The 22,888-nt window shown below is 59.1% G+C and carries 24 protein-coding genes and 1 tRNA gene; 13 read left to right on the forward strand and 12 right to left on the reverse strand.

The genetic code is table 11. From position 1 onward, the window contains the following. The first annotated feature begins 40 nt into the window (after positions 1–40). The 4 genes from ACHFB9_RS10835 (at position 41) to ACHFB9_RS10850 (ending at position 3,596) form a co-directional block, all read left to right on the forward strand. Complete coding sequence (locus ACHFB9_RS10835; protein WP_417067090.1) at positions 41–961, forward strand: DMT family transporter; 921 nt, start codon at positions 41–43, stop codon at positions 959–961. Positions 962–1,108: 147 nt separating this feature from the next. After that, positions 1,109–2,017, forward strand: a complete 909-nt coding sequence (locus ACHFB9_RS10840) for a TIGR01777 family oxidoreductase (RefSeq protein WP_417067092.1) — start codon at positions 1,109–1,111, stop codon at positions 2,015–2,017. 291 nt (positions 2,018–2,308) lie between these two features. Continuing rightward, complete coding sequence (locus ACHFB9_RS10845; RefSeq protein ID WP_417067093.1) at positions 2,309–3,007, forward strand: hypothetical protein; 699 nt, start codon at positions 2,309–2,311, stop codon at positions 3,005–3,007. A gap of 127 nt (positions 3,008–3,134) precedes the next feature. Beyond that, positions 3,135–3,596 carry a GNAT family N-acetyltransferase gene (locus tag ACHFB9_RS10850; RefSeq protein WP_417067095.1) on the forward strand — a complete coding sequence of 154 codons (462 nt, stop codon included), beginning with the start codon at positions 3,135–3,137 and terminating at the stop codon, positions 3,594–3,596. A 62-nt stretch (positions 3,597–3,658) separates the two neighbouring features. On the opposite strand, the gene ACHFB9_RS10855 is transcribed toward ACHFB9_RS10850, so the two are convergent. Further along, positions 3,659–4,111, reverse strand: a complete 453-nt coding sequence (locus ACHFB9_RS10855) for a GyrI-like domain-containing protein (protein ID WP_417067097.1) — start codon at positions 4,109–4,111, stop codon at positions 3,659–3,661. A gap of 444 nt (positions 4,112–4,555) precedes the next feature. Here ACHFB9_RS10855 and ACHFB9_RS10860 point away from each other — a divergent pair, with 444 nt between their 5' ends. The 7 genes from ACHFB9_RS10860 (at position 4,556) to ACHFB9_RS10890 (ending at position 8,775) form a co-directional block, all read left to right on the forward strand. Further along, entirely contained in the window at positions 4,556–5,296 is a 741-nt protein-coding gene (locus ACHFB9_RS10860) for a hypothetical protein (protein WP_417067098.1), read from the forward strand. A gap of 174 nt (positions 5,297–5,470) precedes the next feature. Then, positions 5,471–5,635, forward strand: a complete 165-nt coding sequence (locus ACHFB9_RS10865; RefSeq protein ID WP_417067099.1) for a hypothetical protein — start codon at positions 5,471–5,473, stop codon at positions 5,633–5,635. A 398-nt stretch (positions 5,636–6,033) separates the two neighbouring features. Continuing rightward, a complete protein-coding gene (locus ACHFB9_RS10870; RefSeq protein WP_417067100.1) occupies positions 6,034–6,438 on the forward strand; it encodes a DUF4259 domain-containing protein in 405 nt (134 codons plus the stop codon). Between the two features lie 114 nt (positions 6,439–6,552). After that, complete coding sequence (locus tag ACHFB9_RS10875) at positions 6,553–6,906, forward strand: hypothetical protein (RefSeq protein WP_417067102.1); 354 nt, start codon at positions 6,553–6,555, stop codon at positions 6,904–6,906. Positions 6,907–7,098: 192 nt separating this feature from the next. Beyond that, positions 7,099–7,533 carry a GNAT family N-acetyltransferase gene (locus tag ACHFB9_RS10880; RefSeq protein WP_417067103.1) on the forward strand — a complete coding sequence of 145 codons (435 nt, stop codon included), beginning with the start codon at positions 7,099–7,101 and terminating at the stop codon, positions 7,531–7,533. Between the two features lie 72 nt (positions 7,534–7,605). Then, positions 7,606–8,163 carry a hypothetical protein gene (locus ACHFB9_RS10885; protein WP_417067104.1) on the forward strand — a complete coding sequence of 186 codons (558 nt, stop codon included), beginning with the start codon at positions 7,606–7,608 and terminating at the stop codon, positions 8,161–8,163. A gap of 384 nt (positions 8,164–8,547) precedes the next feature. Continuing rightward, complete coding sequence (locus ACHFB9_RS10890) at positions 8,548–8,775, forward strand: hypothetical protein (protein WP_417067105.1); 228 nt, start codon at positions 8,548–8,550, stop codon at positions 8,773–8,775. 214 nt (positions 8,776–8,989) lie between these two features. On the opposite strand, the gene ACHFB9_RS10895 is transcribed toward ACHFB9_RS10890, so the two are convergent. The 11 genes from ACHFB9_RS10895 to ACHFB9_RS10945 form a co-directional block, all read right to left on the reverse strand. Continuing rightward, positions 8,990–9,079 (reverse strand) — tRNA-Ser (locus ACHFB9_RS10895). A gap of 53 nt (positions 9,080–9,132) precedes the next feature. After that, positions 9,133–10,425, reverse strand: coding sequence for a serine--tRNA ligase (gene serS, locus ACHFB9_RS10900; protein ID WP_417067106.1), 1,293 nt, complete (start codon positions 10,423–10,425; stop codon positions 9,133–9,135). 111 nt (positions 10,426–10,536) lie between these two features. Further along, complete coding sequence (locus ACHFB9_RS10905; protein WP_417067108.1) at positions 10,537–11,487, reverse strand: IS481 family transposase; 951 nt, start codon at positions 11,485–11,487, stop codon at positions 10,537–10,539. Positions 11,488–11,796: 309 nt separating this feature from the next. Beyond that, positions 11,797–12,606 (reverse strand): hypothetical protein, encoded by an 810-nt coding sequence (locus tag ACHFB9_RS10910; RefSeq protein WP_417067109.1) that lies wholly within the window; start codon positions 12,604–12,606, stop codon positions 11,797–11,799. Positions 12,607–12,655: 49 nt separating this feature from the next. Then, entirely contained in the window at positions 12,656–13,801 is a 1,146-nt protein-coding gene (locus tag ACHFB9_RS10915) for an HNH endonuclease (protein WP_417067110.1), read from the reverse strand. Between the two features lie 28 nt (positions 13,802–13,829). Further along, positions 13,830–14,579: a hypothetical protein gene (locus tag ACHFB9_RS10920; protein ID WP_417067112.1), complete on the reverse strand. Its 750-nt coding sequence runs from the start codon at positions 14,577–14,579 to the stop codon at positions 13,830–13,832. A 9-nt stretch (positions 14,580–14,588) separates the two neighbouring features. Beyond that, complete coding sequence (locus ACHFB9_RS10925; RefSeq protein ID WP_417067113.1) at positions 14,589–15,509, reverse strand: hypothetical protein; 921 nt, start codon at positions 15,507–15,509, stop codon at positions 14,589–14,591. Between the two features lie 23 nt (positions 15,510–15,532). Then, positions 15,533–16,837 carry a replication-associated recombination protein A gene (locus ACHFB9_RS10930; protein ID WP_417067115.1) on the reverse strand — a complete coding sequence of 435 codons (1,305 nt, stop codon included), beginning with the start codon at positions 16,835–16,837 and terminating at the stop codon, positions 15,533–15,535. Between the two features lie 4 nt (positions 16,838–16,841). Next, on the reverse strand, positions 16,842–17,456 hold the full coding sequence (gene lolA / locus ACHFB9_RS10935; RefSeq protein ID WP_417067117.1) for an outer membrane lipoprotein chaperone LolA: 615 nt from the start codon (positions 17,454–17,456) through the stop codon (positions 16,842–16,844). A gap of 18 nt (positions 17,457–17,474) precedes the next feature. Further along, positions 17,475–19,769, reverse strand: a complete 2,295-nt coding sequence (locus tag ACHFB9_RS10940; protein ID WP_417067118.1) for a DNA translocase FtsK — start codon at positions 19,767–19,769, stop codon at positions 17,475–17,477. A gap of 24 nt (positions 19,770–19,793) precedes the next feature. After that, positions 19,794–20,465: a Crp/Fnr family transcriptional regulator gene (locus ACHFB9_RS10945; RefSeq protein ID WP_417067119.1), complete on the reverse strand. Its 672-nt coding sequence runs from the start codon at positions 20,463–20,465 to the stop codon at positions 19,794–19,796. A gap of 158 nt (positions 20,466–20,623) precedes the next feature. Here ACHFB9_RS10945 and trxB point away from each other — a divergent pair, with 158 nt between their 5' ends. Next, complete coding sequence (trxB, locus tag ACHFB9_RS10950) at positions 20,624–21,592, forward strand: thioredoxin-disulfide reductase (RefSeq protein ID WP_417067120.1); 969 nt, start codon at positions 20,624–20,626, stop codon at positions 21,590–21,592. A 73-nt stretch (positions 21,593–21,665) separates the two neighbouring features. Next, entirely contained in the window at positions 21,666–22,649 is a 984-nt protein-coding gene (locus ACHFB9_RS10955) for a Smr/MutS family protein (protein WP_417067122.1), read from the forward strand. Positions 22,650–22,888 lie beyond the last annotated feature (239 nt).

The raw sequence follows: 22,888 nt of genomic DNA on the forward strand, positions 1-22,888 counted from the left end.
AAGTAAGCTGTCCGCTCCCCCTGAAACACGGCAGATGACGATGAAGAGCAAAACCTCCCCGGACCCGACGCTCGACTGGACATCCATGCTGTGCCTGACGCTGCCGCCGCTCCTCTGGGCCGGCAACTTCATCGTCGGCCGTTCGGTGCGCGACATCGTCCCGCCGATGGCGCTGGTCTTCGACCGCTGGATCCTCGCGCTCGCCTGCCTGCTGCCTTTCGCGTGGCGCTCTTTCCGGCGCGACCTGCCCTTGTACTGGGCTCACCGCTGGCCGCTCGTCGGCGTCTCGGCGACCGGGCTGGCCGCGTTCAACGCGCTGGTCTATGTCGGCCTGCAGAGCACCAGCGCCGCGAACGGCCTGCTGCTCAATTCCTTCATCCCGCTGCTGATCGCCGGCATCGGCGCCCTGCTCTACCGGCAGAAACTCCTCCCCAGACAGTGGCTCGGAATCCTGATCTCGTTCTGCGGCGTGCTCGTGATCGTCGCCCACGGCAGCTGGCAGACCCTGGCCGCGATGCGGATCGCCCGAGGCGACGGCTATGTCTTCCTGGCCACGGTCTGCTGGGCCTTCTACACGCTGTGGCTCAGGTCTATCCCGGCCAACATCGACCGCCGCGGCCTGATGATGGCCCAGATTCTGATCGCGCTGGCGATGCTGCTGCCGCTGCTGATCGCGGAGCAGCTCGCCGGCCATCACGTGATCTGGAACGCGCACTCGCTGCTCGCGATCGGCTACATTGGCATCTTTCCGTCCGTGCTCGCGTTCATGCTCTACGGCGCAGCGGTCGTGCGGGTCGGCGCCGCGCGCGCGGGCCTCTTCATCCACCTGATCCCGGTCTTCGGCGCCCTGCTCTCGGTCGCGCTGCTGCGCGAGCCGATACACGCCTGGCAGCTCGCGGGCATGCTGGTCATCTTCGCAGGCGTCGCCTGCGCGAACCGGGGCCAGCCCCGGGCAGCCTGAAACAGCGTGACACTCGATGCAGAGATCACCCGACACTTGGCGGGGTATGAATCCTAAGCGGCCATGATCAAACCCTTTTGTGGATTTGATTCGAGCCCCCGCGCCGCTATCCTGTCGAAAACGATTCTGCTCAAGCGGAGACCCAGCATGGACATCCTGCTCACTGGCGGAACCGGACTGATCGGCCGCGCGCTGTGCGCCCGACTGCTGAAATCCGGGCACCGCCTCACCGTGCTCAGCCGCCACCCCGAACGGGTCGCGACGCTCTGCGGCGATGGAGTGCGCGCGCTGGGCAGCCTCAAAGACTGGCGGTCCGAGCAGCGCTTCGACGCGATCATCAACCTCGCCGGCGCGCCGATCATCGATCTGCCCTGGTCGACAGGCCGGCAGCGCACGCTCTGGCGGAGCCGCATCACGCTGACCGAAGAGCTGGTCGAAGCGATCGCGCGGGCCGATTCAAAGCCTGAGGTTCTGCTCAGCGGCTCGGCGATCGGCTACTACGGCGATTCGCTCGACTCGCCCTGCTCCGACTCGCCCGGGCCAGCCCCCTGCTCCCCCGGCACCGACTTCAGTGCCCGCCTCTGCGCGGCCTGGGAGGAGGCCGCGCTGGCCGCCGAAACACTGGGCGTCAGGGTGTGCCTGCTGCGCACGGGACTGGTGCTGTCCCGCGCCGGCGGACTCTACGCGCGGATGAGAAGACCTTTCAGCCTGGGGCTGGGCGCCCGCCTGGGCGACGGGCAGCAGTGGATGAGCTGGATCCACATCGAAGACCATCTCGCCGCCGTCGAGCTTCTGCTCGGCGACGCTTCGCTGCGCGGCGCCTTCAACCTGACCGCGCCGACGCCGGTGCGCAACGAAATCTTCACCCGGCTTCTCGCCGCGAGCCTTGGGCGCCAGGCAAGGCTCATCGCCCCCGCCGCGGCGATCCGCCTCGCGCTCGGCCGCCGCGCCTTCATGCTGCTGGGCGGCCAGCGGATATTGCCGAATCGCCTGCTCGATGTGGGCTTCGCCTTTCGATACCCGGATCTGGCGTCCGCCCTGAAAGAGCTGGCCTGATGACCCGCTGCGCTTGCGCCGCGGGACTTCCTTGCTTGCTGTTCAGAAGCGCCTTCCACCCAATCGCGGATACTCCACTGTCGGCAGAGAAAAGGGCCTAACACCCGCAAAACCGCGTTCAAAGCGGTAGCGACGCCACAAAACCTGATGTACGCTTTTGTCCAATCAAAAAACCGCTCAAGCTCGCAAACCAAGGCTACAAGCCGTTCTCCGTGAATCGGTCGCGCGACTTTAGGGAGCACGCGCCGATGTCAGGCGGAAAATCTCTTCCCATGCCAAGTTGGGTGTCGAATGCTCGCCTGTCGTGCAATTCTTCTTTGCGTAACAACTGTTTTACTATGGAGCAACATCGCGACTGCTCAGGAATACGATTGGGCAATTGCAAAAATACCAAGCCATAAAGAAATCAACGACTGGAACCCTGTTGTTGGAAAAATTGATGGACAGCAGTATTTGGCAATCCAGCTCGACACTGCCGATAAAGGGCAAGGCGACTTCAGACCGGTTCTTGTTTTTGCTCGCATCAAGGAAGGCGGCACTTACGAACCATTGGCCGCTTGGAGAATCGAGAATCTGAATCTTGACTTGACGGTTGAGATAAAGAACAACTCCATCTATGTCCGTCACGACACAGCACACCACGGAGTCCACTCTTCAACCTATCAATTCAAACGACGCGCCGAAACATTTCAACTTGTCGGCATAGAGCGCGACTCAACCACAAACGACTACAACGAGAAAACTCAAAGGCAGTTTTCTGTTCGGTCGAGAGAATCTTTAAATCTCATAACTGCCAAAGCAATCATATCGACCCAGCGCACCGAAATGTTCGCCACTCGCGAAAACAAGAAATTTGCACAGAAAACGGTTCCAGTTAGTGAATTACCCCCCATCCAGCTAAAGCAATTTGACCCCTACAACTTCAACGGCGATCTTTTATGCCACCACTTCGACGACAATCTTCGACTCATCAACTCTTGCAAAAAGTAGATTTGTTTCCCCCATTTCGACACCAAACCCGGCGCCTAACCTCGCCCCCTTTGGTCGCTGACCGCTACGCGAAGCCGCGGTGAAGTGCAACGCACGTAGAATCATCGCTTTGCTTCGGGGTTATTCCATGGATTCGATGATCCGCATCGACACGGCCCGCCTCGACGACGCAGCGGCCATCGCCGCGCTGTCGGGCGAACTCGGCTATGCGCTGAGCGAAGAGCAGGCCCGCGCCAACCTCTCCCGGATGCTCGCATCCCCCCTGCAGCGGATTTTCGTCGTCCGCGATGAGCAGGCGCACGCGCTTGCCTGGCTCGGCGTCGAGCGCCGCTGCAGCCTCGAATCCGGCGAGAGCTGCGAGATCAGCGGTCTGGTCGTGGGCAGCCAGGCCCGCCGCCGCGGCGTCGGCCGAGCCCTGATCGCGGCGGCGGCCCAGTGGGCGCGCGCCCAAGGTTTTGCCAAGCTGCGGGTCCGCTCGAATGCCGCGCGCAGCGAATCGCACCGCTTCTATCAAAGCCTGGGCTTTGCTCCGGTCAAAACCCAGCACGTCTATGACCTGGAGCTGGGGACGGAGGCGCGGGAAGGCTGAAGCGGATCGCCAAGCCCGCACGGAAAGCTCAGAGCCGGCACCAAGAACACCGCTGCGAACAGCTATTTCGGGCAGCCAGCTGAAACGGGAAGCCACAGCCTCATCGAGCCATCCTCGAGAAGCTCGTCGATCATGCTCGGGTCGTCGCACGCGAGCAGCCCCAGGCGGTCGCGTTCCGCCATCAGAAAGGCATAGGCATCGGTAGCATCTCCGCCGCGATGGGGCATGCTCAGGCAGATCAAAGAAGGGATCTCGATCCGCGCCAAGTCGTCAGCGGCCACGTCGCGAGAGCCCACCTCCACCCCGCAAAAATGACGGAACCCACCGGGCCGGCCGGTCCACGAAACACCGATGATGCGGGCATTCGGAGCGAGCGCCAGACGGCGCCGCAATTCGTTCATCACCTCGCCGATCGCACCGGCTGCAGCCTGCGCGTAGCTTCCCTCCCAGATGAGCCCGGCCAGCCGGATCGGCGGAAAGTTCTCGCGGGTCGCGATTCGAACATCGATTTGCATCAGCACCTCCTGTGAGCACAGTCGGAACAGAGACGGTCTTGTCAGAAGAAGGTTCGCGCTTTTTATATCGACCGATCAGGCTGGCCATCGTCGGAGTCGCCGGTCGTGCGAGCGGCAGCTGGGATCTGCCCAGGGAATCGGGGGCGACTCAAGGGCTCGCCTGCCCCCCTCCCCTCAATCTCCACAGCCCGGGCCCGGAAGGGTAGCGACGCCAAGGAATCAGATGTACCCTTCCATCCAGCATAAACAACCTCTTCGATATGCAGGCGGAAGTGCGGGAGCGGGTGCATTGCGAACCTGACCGATCTGCCGAAGCAAGCGCAACGGCTTTCCTGGCGTCGAAAGCCCAGAGCTAGAGAGCACCGGGCGGTGTTAGGCGGCGAAACCGATCTCTATAACAAAGTTTGGCACCACAGTGTGCGCAACAATTTTTGAGAATTTTTCATGGCGTTAGACTATGCACTCAAATTCCCTTGCGAGGTTCGCAAGCATGTTCCAGAAGCGAAGCTTTCTGTTCTGGTCGGATATATGAGCCTGGCCGAGTTTGCGGTGGCAGAGATTCGCAAATCCAACCCATCTCTGCCAATAGAGACGATTCTCGGCAGCCACGAAGTACGAGTGAATCAAGTAAGACCCGATGGAACTACCGAACAGGCTCCGATGGCCATCGGACAACTCGTGGCGCAGGCGCAGGCGATTGGGAAGTACAAGGAGCACTGCCGAGAGTGCCGTGCCAATATTGCAGATCGCCCCTTCGGCTGCTTCGCCAAGATCAATTACCCAATCAGTAAAGAGGCAGAAGAATGGCTTCTGGCTCGGCTACCGAATGATGCGAAGGATCCAGCTCTCTTACTGCTGCTTCGATTTTTGTCGGACCTGGAAATTGACGGCCGACCAGTCGAGGCAGTGCGAGGCAGGCTGTGTGAGCTAAAGGACCCTGTTGTTCGTCGTTGGGGATCCGCTCCTGACCAGAGACAGATTACCTCTAGTCAAATTGTCCATATGCTCGCATTTGGTGGAGATATCGGTCCGCAGCAGGCCGGGTTGTACACAAAGCTTTTTGGTCTTGCCTCCGTGCTGTCCGAACCTCATCCGCCGTCGAGCAATATCGAGCAGTTCAAGACATTCATGTGCGCAATTGTGATGTCAGGTCGGTTGAACGCAGGAATCGGCATTGATGCGTGATGCGGTTCTGCGCCCACTCCGGCTTGCCGATCACCGTCATGATCAATGCAGCCTCTACCCTTTCCTTCGTCAGACGACGGCTCCAGTGCAAATCAGGCATCCCCTCCCAGGCCACCAGCGACAAATCATAGCCAGCCAGTTAAAGTGAGCGCTACACGCTCACGGATCCGCATCATGCCCCAGACCAACCAGCAGAAACGCAAAGCCCCGAGCCAGAGCACCCTGATCCGGGCCGTAGCCAGTTCCACCGCAGTGGAGACGGGCCTGAACGTACAAGCACTAGAACAAAAGCTTCAGCTCAAATCCCCGCGCTTTGCCCACATCAAGCTGGCTCGTTGAGCTCGCCAAGCCCTCCGTCTGCAGCGTTCATCGTCTGCTGGACGCATTCGCACATCGGTACGTAGTTCATGCAAAGTCCGGCGTGGATGGCACTGATGTACCGGTCCTCCCCCGTTTCCCAGCAGCGATAATCCAACGGAGCATGCTCCGCCTGAACCGCCTTCACACCCGCCAGCAAGCGTGCCTTGTCTCGTTGATTACCGCGTCAGCCCGGAAGGGTAGCGACGCATTGAAAGCAGATGTACGATTCTGTCTAATCCAGAAGCAGCTCAACCAGCAAACCAAGACTGCAAGCCATTCTCCGTTACCCTGCCGCGCCTGGATAGGGAGAACGCGACAATGAAAGGCAGCCTCCCCCAATCATCCAGTTAACTTTCTGCAAATTAGGGAGAACCAGAATGGGAGCATGGTCGCACGAGCCATTCGGCAACGATGACGCAAACGACTGGGCCTACGACCTGGAAAGCGTAAACGACCTCTCACTCGTTGAAACAGCCCTGGACCAAGCTCTTGAGGCCGAAGACTATCTCGAGGCGCCGGAGGCCTCCACTGCCGTCGCGGCAGTTGAAGTCTTGGCCAAGCTGCGGGGGAGAGGCACTCAAACCGATTCATACACCAAAAAGATCGATGAATGGGTCAAGTCCGTTAACATCCAACCTGGCCCTGAACTCATTAAAAAGGCAATGCGCCTTCTTGCACGAGTTGTCAGTGAAAACTCCGAGTTAAAGGAGCTTTGGGATGAGGCTGGGCCAGACGAATGGGTGGCATCTATAACCGCTCTGCACAAGGCAATCAGTTCCTGACAAGTCCGGCAACGGGACGCCAAACTGCCGCGCAGCTTGGCATCCTCTGCCGCGCACCGGCGACGGTTACCTTTTCTTCAGGCACACAGGCTCGCGTCTCAGGCCCCAAATTCCATGCACCTTGTCCTTAAGTCTGGCGAACGTTCGCTGGTCTCGCTATCAAATGACGAATTACTGGGAATCGTCAATGCATTGAATGAAGTGTGCAACGGCGTCGGCATCCCTGATGCCGCGTTTTCCACCCGCATTGGCGTGGATCGTGCCTTCCTTCAAGATCTCCAGCGGCAGTTACTCGCTCAGCCGCCTGAGCAACTGCTCCGGTATGAGCTTGTCAGCGTTTGGGCCGAGCCAACATCGTCGGTGATGGTACGTGCAGTCACGGCCTTCGGGGATCCGGTGGAGATGAACTCTTTGGAAGCGGCGCTTCTCGTCAGCCAACTCCAATCGGCCATCGAGGGGACATCGTGACCCGGCAAGGCCTGAAAAGCCAGCCAAGAAGCCATTGAGATCAGGTCTGCATCACATCGAAATGATTGAATGCAAGACTTGACCCCGTTATGACCCCGTTAATGCACTCTTGTCAGGCGCGCCTAGCCAAACTAAGCAGCAACAAGACAGATTGGGCGCATTTTTGCTGTCTAAATTGAACGTTAGTCTCCGATGGAACCACTGAGCTTCCGCCCCGCCACAGAGGCAGACGTACCGTTCTTGCTGGAACTGCGCCTAAAAACAATGAGACCGCACCTTGCGGCAGCGGGCATCGTCGCAACAGAAGCTGAACACCTATGCCGTATCCGCGCTGCATTTAATTGTGCTGAGGTGCTTCTTCAGGCGGGTAACCCCGTCGGTCTGCTCAAAGTTGTACGGGAAGCTCACCAGTGGGAACTCGTGCAAATTCAACTAGCACCTTCGATCCAGGGCAAGGGCTTTGGCACTATGCTTTTGCAGTCCTTGATCACGGAGGCTCGCTTGCAAAACGCGTCTCTGCGGCTCAGTGTTCTCAAGGCCAATCCTGCCAAGCACCTCTATGAGCGGCTGGGTTTCACCGTGCTTGCGGAAAAGACAGATGCCTATGAAATGGTGCTTGGCACCTAACCCCTCCACCGAGCGAAGAGGCTCACGCTGCGCTTGATCCTGCCACTCATCTCGAACATTAGGCCTCACTCAATGGTTCGAATCGACATCCGTCGGCTCGCACTGTCGTGTCTTCTTTCCGTCGCCATCTGCACGGAAGCGTTTGCAGAGGAGCCTCTGAAGTCATGCTCCAATCTCACGATCTATCAGTACCTCGACTCGCTAGATCAATACGCATTTCAGGCCAGTGTCTCAACAGACATTCGAGGCAGGGCTGGCTTCAGACCCGCCATCGTTGTGGAACTTACGGTTCCGTCACGGCCTGTCATCGCCGACTTCTCTGGAGAGGCGAACATCGCCGCTGAAAGCTACCAAGCAAGCCTTCGGCCGACTCGCGCCGAGTACTGGCTCATGGGGCAGTTCCCTCGCTCAGCAAATCCAGCCCCCGCAGTCCCGGAGTTCAAGTCGCGCGACACCAAAGGCGGCACGATGTACTTCCTCTTCTTCAAGGAGCCAGAGGAAGCCCCCCAAGAGTTTCGGTTGACGCTGGGCACCATCTCATACGATGGACGTAAAGCAGCTATACCTGAGCTTCGATTTCAGCGCTCAGCATCAGGCCCTGGAATTGTCTTGTGCGGCAATTCTCGGTGAGGCCTCCTCGTACCCCACCACAAACCAACTCAAAGGCACCTAAGCCTCTGCAGAGGCCAGCACAACAGGCTAGCGACGCTATGAAACCTGATGTACGCTTTTACCAAGCAACTAGATCACCTCGGTGTGCAGACTATCGTTCTGGTTGCGAATGGGCAGGCACCTGACCGACCAGCTGAAACGAGCGCAAGGACTTTCCTGGTGCCGAAAGACCAGCGCTAGAAAGCACCGGGCGGTGTTAGGCTTCGAGACCGATTTCTATGAAAAAGTTAGGGCTTTCTCGTGTCAGCGCCCATTTCCGTTTTGTCCCTGCTTGGCTCTGTGACTCTATCCTACGCAACGGTTCCGCTTGTTCTCCGGGGGCTGCGATCGCAGGCTCCTGACATGTACCAACAGCTAGGCGCGCCTCGTTTTCATCAAATCTTTTCCCGTTACCCAGGACACTGGCGCATTCAATTGCGTTTCATACGCTTTTTACTCTCGGGGCGCGTTGCCGCAAAGACCAACGGCTGGCCGCGCGTTGCCGCCCTCATTTGCATGGTCGGCTTCGCCACGGCGTTGATCAGCATCGTCTTCCTAATTACCGCCGCAATCAACGCCCCCAATCCCTAACAGGAAATCGTCCCGGTTTCCGCGGAGAGCAAATGGTCTGACTCCGGCTGCGATTGACCCGCCGTCTGCACCCCTGCCATTGGTATCGCATCGAGCGGCAAACCACTTCGGTGTTGCTTTGGCTATCCCATGGCGGATAGCCGGCGTGCGCTTGCCGAAGCCAAAAGCAAAACCCCCGCACAACTTTCGCTGTACGGGGGTTTGCCTGAATCTATGGCGGAGAGGGTGGGATTCGAACCCACGGTAGACTAACGCCTACGCCTGATTTCGAGTCAGGTACATTCGACCACTCTGCCACCTCTCCGCGGGTCGAAACCGAGTTCGCAAATATACAGGCTTTTTCGAAAAAAGCAAAGTTTATTTTGCAGGAGTCAGGATTTCGACTCCGCCCATATAGGGCTGCAGCGCTTTCGGGACCCTGACCGAGCCGTCGGCCTGCTGGTAGTTCTCGAGCACGGCGACCAGGGTACGGCCGACCGCGAGGCCGGAGCCGTTCAGCGTATGGACGAGTTCGTTCTTGCCCTGCTCGTTCTTGAAGCGGGCCTGCATCCGGCGGGCCTGGAAGGCTTCGCAGTTCGAGCAGCTCGAGATTTCCCGGTAGGTGTTCTGCGCCGGCAGCCACACTTCGAGGTCGTAGGTCTTCGCGGCCGAGAAGCCCATGTCGCCGGTGCTCAGAGAGACGACGCGGTAGGGCAGCTCGAGCTTCTGCAGGATCGCTTCGGCGTGACCGACCAGCTCTTCGAGCGCGGCGTACGAGGTTTCAGGGCGGACGATCTGGACCAGCTCGACCTTGTCGAACTGGTGCTGGCGGATCATGCCGCGGGTGTCGCGGCCGTAGGAGCCGGCCTCGGAGCGGAAGCACGGCGAATGCGCGGTCAGGCGCAGCGGCAGATCCTCCCCCTTCAGAACCGATTCGCGGACCGTGTTGGTCAGCGAGATCTCGGCGGTCGAGATCAGGTACTGGGTCACGATGTTGTCCGCACCGCCCTTCTCGACCCGGAACATGTCCTCGGCGAACTTGGGCAGCTGGCCCGTGCCATAGAGTGCATCCGGATTGACGATATAGGGCGTGTAGCACTCGGTGTAGCCGTGCAGGCCGGTGTGGGTGTCGAGCATGAACTGCGCGAGCGCGCGGTGCAGCCGGGCGACCGGGCCGCGCAGCAGCGCGAAGCGGGCACCGGAGAGCTTGGCGGCTGTGTCGAAATCGAGGCCCAGGCCCGCGCCGACATCGACGTGGTCGAGCACTTCGAACGCGAAGTCGGCAGGTTTGCCCCAGCGGCGCACTTCGACGTTCGCGGCTTCGTCCTTGCCGACCGGAACCGATTCGTGCGGCAGGTTCGGGATGCGCAACAGGAAGTCGTTGAACTTGTCCTGGAGCGCAGCAAGAGCCTGTTCGTTGGCCTTGAGCTCATCGCCGAGGCCGGCCACTTCAGCCATCACGGCCGAGGCGTCCTCGCCCTTGCCCTTGAGCATGCCGATCTGCTTGGACAGGCTGTTGCGCTTGGCCTGCAGGTCCTGGGTGAGGGTCTGCAGCGCCTTGCGCTCCTCTTCGAGGGCCAGGAAGGCGGCAGTATCCAATTTGAAATTGCGCGCGCCGAGGCGGCTGGCCACGTCGTCGAGCTGGGTGCGTAGGGTCTGGATGTCGAGCATTGTAATTTTCCGTTCCGGCAACAAGGTGCCGATGATAAGCCAGGGGCCGTGCTCCTGCAGCGGCACAAGGCAACATTTTTGCCACGAACGCGCGCTCCGTCGAGCGCGCGGCTAGGTGTGAAGAGTCAAGACGTTGTTATGTTTTGCTGGGAGACGAGACATCGGGACTTGGCTGCCGATGCCCTGGTGCGGGCGGTGCCAGTTGTAGAAGTGGTTCCAGTCAGCCAAGGCGACTCCGCGTTCATCCGATCTCCGGTAGGCGTGGCCATAAGACCATTCACGCAGCGCGGACTGGATGAAGCGCTCGGCCTTGCCGTTGATCTTCGGCCGGTAGGCGCGCGTGAATTTGTGCGTGATTCCGAGCTCGACACACACGCGCCGGAAGTCATGGGCGCGGAAAGCGGAGCCGTTGTCCGTGAGCAGGCGCTGGATCGGCACGCCCAGTGTCGCAAAGTAGTCGGTCGCGGCGCGCAGGAAACGGGTGGCGCTCTCCCGGCGCTCATCCGGATGGATCTGAGTGAAGGCCGTACGAGAATGGTCGTCGATCGCCACGAACAGATAGTCCCATCCGCTGCCGCGGCTGTTCTGGCGCCGGTTACCCGTGATGCGGTGGCCGACCTGCTCGAAGCGCGCGAGCTTCTTGATGTCGATGTGCAGCAAGTCTCCGGGCGCTTCGCGCTCATAGCGCTGCACCGGCTCGGCGGGCTGCAGGTCGCTCAGTCGGGACAAGCCCGCGCGGCGTAACACGCGGCTGACCTTGGCTTTGGACACGCCTATGTAGGAGGCGATGCGCGCCTGCAGGAACAGTTTGCGGCGCAGCTCGACAATGGCCAGCGCAACGCCCGGCGTAATGGCGCAAGGTGAGCAGGACGGGCGTGAGGATTTGTCCAGCAGCCCCGCCGCGCCCTCCGACAGATAACGCCCCAGCCACTTGCGGGCCGTGACGGCGCTCACGCCGTAGCGCGCACCCGCCTCGGAGGCGGGCAGACCACGTTCGGTCATGTCCTGAACTATTTCAAGGCGACGAAGATACGTCAATCGGGCATTCTTATGGATGTTCATCCGGAGTCCTGTTCGAGGGTGACTGGGGGTTTGGCGATTTCCTGTCTCTCAGAACTTCTCCGGGTGAGCACCCGAAACAACCTATTGAACCTCTACAGCTAGGACTTCTTGCCGGCTTCCTCGTCCCAGAGCCTGAGCTGAGCGAGCTTCTCGGCGATCTTCACCTCCAGCCCTCGCGGGACTGGCTGATACGAATGGGGTACTGGTTACAAGGAATGGTGGATTGATGACATGCAACTCAGCGAAGAAGAATTCAATGAATGGCGAGCCAATAAGCAAAAATAAGAAAGCACCCAATTGGGTGCTTTCTTATTTCAATGCTTGTGTAATGACACTTATTTTTATAAACTGAGCCATGCCGTTCCCACCAGTGACCAGCATGCCAGCAAGGCCATATTGAGGGCCGTGTTCGTTATTGAATGCAACGAAGACAGGAGAACCACTGAATCCATTCAAATCATGCTCCCAAGTGACTCCTGTGAGTTTGAACCTATCAGGACAAAATCCTTCCGCAAGGTAGCCATGAAATTTTGCAGCCTGTGTCTTGACCTCCAGACTGTCACCCGATTTCTCAGGATAGGATATTTCGCTACTGGTTCCATATTTCGGATACCCAATGACAGTGAATTTTGGCCCCCTACCATCAGAAATGCTTTCTTGGACCAATGACTGTTCAAAGAAGCCATCTAACCACTGCCCAGTTGGAGGAAGCTTTACAGCCCTGAAAAGAAGATGTTTTCTATCCTTTTCTTTGACTGGCTTGCTGATGAGAAGCACCAGCAAGTCAATCAACTCACCAGGCAAGTCCTCCGAATCGTGTTTCAGTGATAGTGCATGTTCAAATTGCACATAGTCTGATGTTGTTACCGTTCTACCTTCTAGCCTGAAGGGAATATGCAATCTGGCAGCAAGCACACCAATATCTGTCTTGTGGTCTTTTGTCAGACAGTGACGAGCAGTGATGTAATAGAGCCGATCACCTCGCCTTGCAATGAAGCCAGTTCCAGCCATTCCTGGAAATTCTTCCAAATCTGCTTCAGTCAAAATATTGGGTGATATGCAGCCGTTCGGCAAACCGGGATGAACAAATGATATTTTTCTTGTATCAGTGAAAATCATATGAAATTAACTAAATACCTAAATCAAAGAACACATCACTGTAAATTTTTTATGGTTCATTTATATGAGAACTTTGAACCAGGTGCTCGATGTAAGGAGAAATTTTTTCCATCATGAATGCCGTGAATTCCGCAGCCTTTTCTTTTGGAATGACTTCATCTTTTTTGACCCCAAGCTGTTTAGCAGCATGGTCAAAACCTTCCTGAACGGTTCTGTCAAGAGTTCTGCTACGACCTCTCTCATGAATGATAGGTAGTGCATAGTCAGCCGCTGCTTTGTAGTTCTCGTGATTCAAACCATTTCCTGACCATATCAATGCTAGTTCTTCAGCACTGACATCTGACCTCACTCTTACCCCAACTGAACTGCCATCTAGGGGATCAACTGAGTAAATCTCATTTATGAATTTCCCACTGTAGCTATCACTCAGCAACACTACTATCCGAAAATTTCCAAAATACTCTATGTAAGACCATAGCATTTTGGTTTTTGGATCACCATGCAAGGACACACAGTGAAAGATTTTGTCCTTGGGTCTGTTCTGGATGAAGTCTGACAGGTAGGAAAATCCAAAGGGAATATCCTCAATACTTTCATCAAGCAGGTATTGAATAGCCTTGCCACATTCGCCGTGTGCAACACCGCATGCAGAAGCAAATGCAAAGGCAGTCTTTACCAAAGAGCGACCAGCATCAGGACCACCAAGAGACAAATTGACACAAAGAGGTGTGTCTAGAAAATCAGTCTTCACCTCTAGTTCACTCAAAACCTTCTTAACATCAAATTTTGGATACTTCCTAGCGATACCTTTGATACGCCGCTTTGCCTCTTCAATAGTCTTGGCCGTCAGATTGATCTTGATCTTGCCCCCAAGATCCTCTTCTAAATAAGAAGACTTCTCTGGGGTGAACGATCCATCATTGAGCAACCAATACTTCTCACCTTCAACAGTCTGGACAATCTGTTTGGGTGACTCACCTCGTTCTCTGCTGATTCCGAGTGCCAAAGAAAACCAGTTGAGTTGTTTGGCCAGCTCAGAATCCCAGTTTTCCCCACGCTTGTTGTTGCAGGCGTTGCAGATAAAGCCAGTGGTTTTCTTTCGGCCGCCAATAGCATTGGGGATGATGTGCTCTTTGGAGCGATTTTTCCCTGATAAGGGCAATTCGCATAAAGCACATTTTTTAGAGGCGGTCATTTTTCCCCTGTTTTCTACTCATCCGCTACTACATGAAATTGAGCATAAGACGACCAATGGAGTTGGTCAGATCACGAGCAAAAATGGCAAGCCACCTCTGGGATTCATCACCAAAGTGAGACTCACTGAAGCCATTGCGCGAGTTCGCGATCGCATTGGTCAGCGTGGGCATTGCATTGACAATCTCAAAAGGAAACGGGCCTTGTGCCTGAAGCTTCTTGCAGATGTCATCCTTCACCACTTTGCACAACGGCAGGAGATCCGTCAGCCCAGCTTGCTCAGGCACATGCTTGCGAACATAAGTCTTGTAGAGCCCTTCAAGGCAGGTATAGCTCAACGTTGTTGCCCGGTTGTACTGGTGGGCGTCAATCGCATGATCAATGCATTTGAGGCTGTTGTTAAGCTTCTCAGAGTTCCAAAGATCCACAGGAACAACCGTGGTAGGAACGGCATAACCGCCACCAAAAACGATTGCCCTGATGGCATCAACTTCGTCCTTGGCATGAGGTTGAAGCTCATCAATGAACAACCTGAACAGTTGGAACCGTTGTTGCTCAGGAAGCTCAAGAATGATGTCCCAATAGAAGGACTTGCGGGATGTGCTCTTTCCTTGCCGCTGCCTTAGCGGCATCAACTGCTCATAACTAGGCGAGCCTGGATCAACCTGCTGCACCATGCGCAAGAAGCTAGGGCCGCTGTGATAGGTCGGAGTGTCTCTCCTATCCAGCAGGATGAAGAGCCGGTTGTAGGCAGCAATCCAGTTAACGGAAGAAGTCATGTCGCCACTTTACTTAAACAGGCGAATGTTTTCCCGAAGCTCATCTACAGATTCAGAACTATCGTCCCATTGATGGCTTCCCTCCCGCAGTTTCTCAAGGAAGGCATTTACCGATGAGATCTTATAGAGAAGGTCCCTAAACACCTCTACTATTGAAACAAATTCATTGGAGAAGCCACCAAAGCGAATGGACACTTCACGATAGTAGCCCTCGTGTTCATCATGTCCACCGTAGGTTTTTTGTTCCTTCAGAACTCGCAGAAAAAATTGATCTGAAGTCTCGCCTTGACCTTCGAGGTTCAGATAGTTCTGTAATTTTTCAGGTTGTTCAAAGGCTATAAATTTAAGGTAGGAATCCTGCTGCCATCCACTTCTCAAAAGCCGGGAGTAGATATCAAAGACGAATTCCTGAAGGAACTTCCCATAGCCAGACAGAACCGCTTCACCTTTGAACGAATCAATATCCAAAGAAGCCTTTGAGTGAATAAAACACAGCAAGGTATCAATGTAGATATCCGAATCCCTCTTAATGGAGTTCACAAAATCCCGCCATTCATTCGGCGGAGAGGACCACTTCAAACTCAACTCCCTACCATCATTTTGAAGTTTAAGATGGAGTTCATTGACCAAAGAGTTGGCCTGCCTGCTCAATTCTTCGCTCTTGGATATTTTCAATGATTCTTTGGTATAGGTTTTCGCATCCTGCCAAAAATTGAACATGGCATTGTATTTATTGAGGATGCCCTCACTACTCGCCATCTTGTGCAACTTATGCAGCTCTTCAATGACTGGCGAGTAGTCCACCAAAACTTGAACTTCACCTTTTGACTTAAAAAGATCAGCAAATTCAGGAAGAGAAAGTCCTTCAGATAGATAGCCAATTTGCCCCTTCTTATTCCTTGTTGCGATCATAAATTTCTGATCAGCCATGCACTCCCCCGTATTCAGTCTAGTCATTTATCGCCAGCTTCTTCATCCCACTTTTTCAGCAGGGCCAGCTTCTCACCAATCTTGATCTCCAAGCCTCTTGGTGCTGGCTGATACCAACCAGGTTCTTCTATGCCATCAGGAAAATAGGTTTCACCAGCAGCATAAGCATTCGGTTCATCGTGGGCATAGCGATAGTCGTGACCGTAGCCGAGCTCCTTCATCAGCTTGGTCGGCGCGTTGCGCAGATGGACGGGCACTTCGCGGCTCTTGTCCTGTTTGACGAAGGCGCGCGCCTCGTTGTAAGCCTTGTAGCCGGCATTGCTCTTCGCGGCGACGGCCAGATAGATGACGGCCTGGCCCAGCGCCAGCTCGCCTTCGGGCGAGCCGAGCCGCTCGTAGGTGGCGGCCGCATCGTTGGCGATCTGCATCGCGCGCGGATCGGCAAGGGCGATGTCCTCCCAGGCCATGCGGACGATGCGCCGCGCCAGATAGCGCGGATCCGCGCCGCCGTCGAGCATCCGGCAGAGCCAGTAGAGCGCCGCGTCAGGGTTGGAGCCGCGCACCGACTTGTGCAGCGCCGAGATCTGGTCGTAGAAGTTGTCCCCGCCCTTGTCGAAGCGCCGGGCATTGAGGCTCAGCGCGTTCTGGATGAAAGCGGCGTCGATATGGCTCACCTTGGCCGCGCCGGCCGCGGTATTGCACTGCTCGAGCAGGTTCAACAGCCGCCGGGCATCGCCGTCCGCGTAGCCGATCAGCGTCTCGACCGCCGCGGCGTCGAACTCGAGGTGACCCAAAACCTTTTCGCAGGCCCGCGCAAAGAGCTGTTTGAGCTCGTCGTCGGTCAGCGATTTGAGCACATAGACCTGAGCCCGTGACAGCAGCGCCGAGTTCACTTCAAACGATGGATTCTCGGTCGTCGCGCCGATGAAGGTCACCAGACCGCTCTCGGCATAGGGGAGCAGCGCGTCCTGCTGCGACTTGTTGAAGCGATGGATTTCGTCGACGAACAGGATCGTATGCTTGCCCTGGGCGAGGTTCTGCTCGGCCTGCTCCATCGCGCCCCGGATGTCCTTGACGCCGGAGAACACCGCCGACAGCGCGATGAACTCGCACGCAAAGGCTTTCGCGGTGAGCCTCGCCAGAGTCGTCTTGCCGACGCCGGGCGGCCCCCACAGGATCATCGAATGCGGTTTGCCCGACAGGAAAGCGAGCTTGAGCGGTTTACCCTCGCCGAGCAGGTGGGACTGCCCGATGACTTCGTCGAGAACCCGGGGTCTGAGCGCCTCGGCCAGCGGAGGCGTGGGTTCGTTTGCGAAAAGGTCGGCCACAGCCTCACTCGCCGACGACGTCGGCCCCCTTGGGCGGCGTGAAGCGGAATTCGCCGGCGTCGAAATGCACGTTGCGCTCGAAGGACGAGAACTTCAGGAAAGTGGTCTGACCGAAGTTGTCGTGCACTTCCATGCCGACCAGGGCGCCGCCATGAAAAGCGATCCTGACCTTCTCGAAACCGGCTTCCTGCTGCTTGGGCGTCGCATCGACCCAGGCGAGGCCCTGAGCTTCGCCACCGTCGCGCAGCGTGAAGTTGCGCTCGAGCTGCCCGTCGCCGGTCAGCAGCGCCGCGGGCGTCGCGCCCAGCGCCTTGCCGACCGCCTTGACGGTAACCTGGTTCAGCTCCTTGTCGTAGGTCCACAGCTTCTGACCGTCGCCGACGATGATCTGGGCGTAAGGCTGCTGATAGACGAAGCGGAAACGCCCCGGCTTCTGGAACGAGAAGGAGCCCGAGGCGCGCTGGGTCACCTTGCCATTGCGGGAGATGACGGTCTGCGAGAAGCTCGCGCGCGCGCTTTTCGCGCTGTCGAGAAAAGCGTGCAGATCGTCGAGCGCGGCAGCGGATGCGCCCTGGGCGAGCAGCAATGCGGCGGCGGACAAAAGAATACGGAAAGACATCAGAACTCCTGAGACGGATCACTCCTCGCGCGGGGCGGGAGCGATCACTTCGCGGTTGCCATTAGTCCCCATCGCGGAGACGAGACCCGAGCGTTCCATCTGCTCGATCAGTCTGGCAGCCCTGTTATAACCGATGCGCAGATGGCGCTGCACCAGCGAGATTGACGGGCGACGCGTCTTCAGCACGACTTCGACAGCCTGATCGTACATCGGATCCTGCTCGCTGCCCTCGCCTCCCTCGCCGCCCGAGGACAGCTCGCCGCCGCCCTCTTCGCTGCCGTCGAGGATCCCCTCGACGTAATCGGGTTCGCCGGTCGTCTTCAGGAATTCGACGATCTTGTGCACTTCCTCGTCGGCGACGAAAGCACCGTGCACGCGGGTCGGCATCCCGGTCCCCGGCGCGAGATAGAGCATGTCGCCCATGCCCAGCAGCGATTCCGCGCCCATCTGGTCGAGGATGGTCCGCGAGTCGATCTTGCTCGAAACCTGGAAGGCCATCCGGGTCGGGATGTTGGCCTTGATCAGACCGGTGATCACGTCGACCGAAGGCCTCTGCGTCGCGAGGATCAGGTGGATGCCTGCGGCGCGCGCTTTTTGCGCAAGCCGCGCGATCAGTTCCTCGACCTTCTTGCCGACCACCATCATCAGGTCGGCGAGCTCGTCGATGACGACGACGATCGCCGGCATCGTCGCGAGCGGCTCGGGGCTCTCGGGCGTGATCGAGAACGGGTTGGTCAGCGGCTTGCCGTTCTTCTGCGCATCGAGCACCTGCTTGTTGAAGCCGGCAACGTTGCGCACGCCGATCGCCGAGAGCAGCTTGTAGCGACGCTCCATCTCGCCTACGCACCAGTTCAGCGCATGGGCGGCGTGCTTCATGTCGGTGACGACCGGCGAGAGCAGGTGCGGAATGCCCTCGTAGATCGACAGTTCGAGCATCTTCGGGTCGACCATGATCAGTCTGACCTTGTCCGGCCCGGCCTTGTAGAGCAGCGACAGGATCATCGCGTTGATCCCGACCGACTTGCCCGAGCCAGTCGTACCGGCCACCAGCAGGTGGGGCATCTTCGCGAGGTCGGCGACGACCGGGTTGCCGCCGATGTCCTTGCCCAGCCCGACCGTCAGCACCGAATGGTTGTCGTGGTAGATCTGCGAGCCGAGGATCTCCGAGAGGCGCACGGTCTGCCGCTTCGCGTTCGGCAATTCGAGGCCCATGCAGCTCTTGCCGGGAATCGTCTCGACGACGCGGATGCTCATCACCGACAACGCGCGGGCGAGATCCTTGACCAGATTGACGATCTGGCTGCCCTTGACGCCGACCGCCGGCTCGATCTCGTAGCGGGTGATGACCGGGCCCGGATAGGCCGCGAGCACCTTGACCTCGACGCCGAAGTCGGCGAGTTTTCGCTCGATCAACCGCGACGTGTATTCGAGCGATTCGACCGAAGGCGGCTCGACGTCGTGGGAGGCCGGATCGAGCAGCGACAGCGGCGGGATCGAACCTTCCGGCGCATCAGCGAAGAGCTGCTGCTGGCGCTCGCGCTCGACACGCTCGGAGCGCGGAGCCTCGACGACCGGAGCCTCGATGTGGATCTCGACCTTGGGCGCGACTTCGGCCTTCTTGCGTTCCTTCTGAACCTTCTGCTGGCGCTTCTCGGCGACTTTCGCGCCTTCGCGGCGATCCTGCCAGGCGCTGAAGTGCTGGGAGAAGCCTATCCACGCGCTCTCCAGCCAATAGCCGAAGCGCTCGAACGCGTTGATCCACGAGAAACCGAAGAACAGGCTCGCGCCGCCAGCGAGCAGCGCGAGCAACACCAGCGTGCCCCCGGTGAAGCCGAGGTTGCGCATCACGACGCCGCCGAGTTCGATGCCGACCGCCCCGCCCGGCTCACCGGGCAGAGGGATCGTGTGGCCGTAAAAGCGCAGCGACTCCAAGGCCGAGCAGCCGAGCAGCAGAACCGTGAAGCCGAACAGGATCAGGAAAGCCGAGCGGCGAGAGCCTTCGAGTTCGCGCCGCCAGCGCCTCAGTCCGGCAACGATTCCCCAGACCAGCAGCGCGACCCACCACCACGCCGAGATTCCGAACAGCGACAGCAGCAGATCGGAGAACCAGGCGCCGAAGCGCCCGCCCGGGTTCAGCACCAGATCGGTATGCACCGCGTGCGACCAGCCCGGGTCGGTCTTGTGGAAACCCCACAGGATCAGACCCAGGTAGAGGCCGAAGACGCCGAACAGCAGCCAGCGCGCTTCGCGCAGCAGGGCAGACATGCGCTCGGGGAGCGGAGCGTGGGGGCGACGGGACAGCGAAGGGAACATGCGCAAACCGGAAATGGAGGGTGTTCAGACTTCCTCGATCCGGTCACAGAGAAGGATGCCCTCCTCGGTATCCCGGATCAGGCACTGGTTCTGCAGATCTTTCATGACGCGGCTGACCATCTCGCGCGAGGCGCCGATCATCTTGGCGATGTCCTGCTTGGAGACCTTGCGCTTGACGATGCGGCCATTGCCGTCCTCAGCCGCCATATCGAGCAGCAGACGCGCGACCCGGCCATAGACGTCCATCAGCGCCAGGCTCTCGATCTTGCGGTCGGCCAGACGCAGCCGACGCGCGAGATTGCGCATCAGGAAGAGCGCGACCTCGAAGTTCTCCTGCAGGATGCGGCGGAAGTCGTTCATCGAGATCGTCACGAGGTCGGCGGCGGTCACCGCGACGACGGTCGCCGAGCGCGGCTCCTCGTCGACGACGCCGATTTCGCCGAAGATCTCGCCCTGGCCGATCATCGTCAGGATCACTTCGCGGCCGTCCTCATCGCTGACCAGCACTTTCAGGCTTCCGGTCAGCACGAAGTACACGTAATCGGTCCGGTCGCCCGCATTGACCACAGTCGCCCCTCGGGTAGCCCGTCGCATGATCGCGCAGCGCGCAATCGAAAGCAGCTTGTCATCGGCCAGCCCTTGAAAAATCGGGAAAGTGCGCAAAGCAGTGAGGGATACGCTATTGATCGTACTCATGATGCTCTCCGGATCAGGTGATTCTGGGTGCAAGCGGCTTCCGCATCGGGCGCGGGAACTTTATGCCATTTGGAGAGCCGATTATCGCACATGCACCGCGTCCGGACAGCGCGGGCGCCTCGGATATACTGCACTCCACTCGATTGGGAGATCCTCTAATGACTGAAAACACCCGGCACTCGCGCCTGATCATCCTCGGTTCCGGCCCCGCCGGTTACACCGCCGCCGTCTATGCGGCGCGCGCGAACCTCAAACCGCTCCTGATCACAGGTCTCGCCCAGGGTGGCCAATTGATGACGACGACCGAAGTCGACAACTGGCCGGCCGAAGCCGACGGAGTCCAGGGCCCGGACCTGATGGCCCGCTTCGAAGCCCATGCCCGCCGCTTCAACACCGAGATCCTGTTCGACCACATCCACACGACGAAACTCACCGAGCGCCCCTTCACGCTGATCGGCGATTCGGGCACCTACACCTGCGATGCGCTGATCATCGCGACCGGCGCGACCGCGAAATACCTCGGCCTGCCGTCCGAAGAAGCCTTCGCCGGTCGCGGCGTCTCGGCCTGCGCGACCTGCGACGGCTTCTTCTACCGCAACAAGGAAGTCGCGGTCGTCGGCGGCGGCAACACGGCCGTCGAGGAAGCGCTCTACCTCGCCAATATCGTCAGCCGCGTCACGCTGATCCACCGCCGCGACAAGTTCCGCGCCGAGGCGATCATGATCGACCACCTGATGGAGAAGGTCGCCGCGGGCAAGATCGTGCTCGAGACCGACTCGACGCTGGACGAAGTGCTCGGGGATGATTCCGGCGTGACCGGCGTGCGCGTGAAGAACGTCAAGAGCGGAGCGACGCGCGACATCGCGCTCGCTGGCGTGTTCATCGCGATCGGTCACAAGCCCAGCACCGAGATCTTCCAGGGTCAGCTCGAAATGGACGCGACTGGCTATCTGGTCACCCAGGGCGGACGCGAAGGCAATGCGACCCAGACCAGCATCCCCGGAGTGTTCGCTGCCGGCGATGTGCAAGACCACATCTACCGCCAGGCGGTCACGAGCGCCGGAACCGGCTGCATGGCCGCGCTCGACGCCGAGCGCTATCTGGACAGTCTGGGCAAGACCGCCTGAGAGCGGGAAGGCGATTACCGGCGCCCCCACCGGGGGCGCCGGAGCGAGTCCACTCGCCAATGAAGGTGGAATCATGAAGAAATCAAGCGACAAGACTCCGTCGCCCTTCGCGGTGCTGAAGACGCTGGAAGTCCGTCAGGCGCCACGCACCAAGATCGACAAACTGCGCGAGCAGGCCAGAAAGGGCCCCGAGCCCGCGGGCGACATCGACTTCGCGCAAGCGATGAGCGGCGCTGTGCGCCTGCCTGCGAGCGATCAGGCCGAGATCGCCCGCCCCCGCCCGGCGCCGGTGCCGCGCCCGAAAGAGCGCGAGGAGAAGATCGAAACCGCTCCCGCACGCCCGCGCGCGCCCCTCAGCGACGCAGCGGCCTACCGCTCCGCCATGCAGGACGTCATTGCCCTCGCGCCGAGCGGGCGGATAGACCCCTCACTGCTCAACGCGCCCCGCGCGGCGATGCCGCGCACTCCGGGCAAGAGCGAGATGTCGATCGAAGCCTGGCTGGACAGCGCGCCGGATCCGGACGATCCGGCATCGCTGTTCCTGCACGCGGTGGGCCCCGCGCACAGCCTGCCCGAGACGGGCCGCGCCGAGATCGCGCGCCCGGCACCCGAACCGAGGCCTCTGCAGCGCGAGGCCGACGACCGGGAGGTGCTGAACGAGAGCGTCAATGAGCCGATCAGCTTCGAGGACAGGCTGGACATGGGCGATGAGCCGGCCTTCCTGCGCGACGGCCTGCCGCGCCGGCTTCTCGTCGACCTGCGGCGCGGGCGCTGGATCGTTCAGGCCGAACTGGACCTGCACGGTCTGACCCGCGACGAAGCGCGCGAAGCGCTGGGGGCTTTCCTCGCCCAGAGGCTCGCGCGCGGCGAGCGCTGCGTGCGCATCATCCACGGCAAGGGCCTGCGTTCGCCGGGCCGGGTCGGAATCCTGAAGCAGCTGAGCCGCAACTGGCTCGCCCAGCGCGAAGAGATCCTCGGCTTCTGCCAGGCCAAGCCCCACGACGGCGGCGAAGGCGCATTGCTTGTGCTGCTGCGCGCGCCGAAACCGGCGAGCTGAGGCGTCCTCGGATCAAAGCGGAGCGGCGGATTGCCCGACGGGGCAATCCGCACTTGCCCTGAGCCTCTCGCCCCGCTCTGCCCCCCCCTAAAAAAAACCGACCGGCCCACTCTCCTCCCGCCCGATGTCGCCTCGGCTATCAAAGGAGCCGCCAGGAGGACATTACCCTCTTAAGCGGACAGTAGAATCCTGCACCGTCGCCACTAGCGACGGGATAGAGGCGGCACACAATGCCGCCG

Source organism: Niveibacterium terrae (assembly GCF_048213115.1).
In the GTDB taxonomy this organism is placed as follows: domain Bacteria; phylum Pseudomonadota; class Gammaproteobacteria; order Burkholderiales; family Rhodocyclaceae; genus Niveibacterium; species Niveibacterium terrae.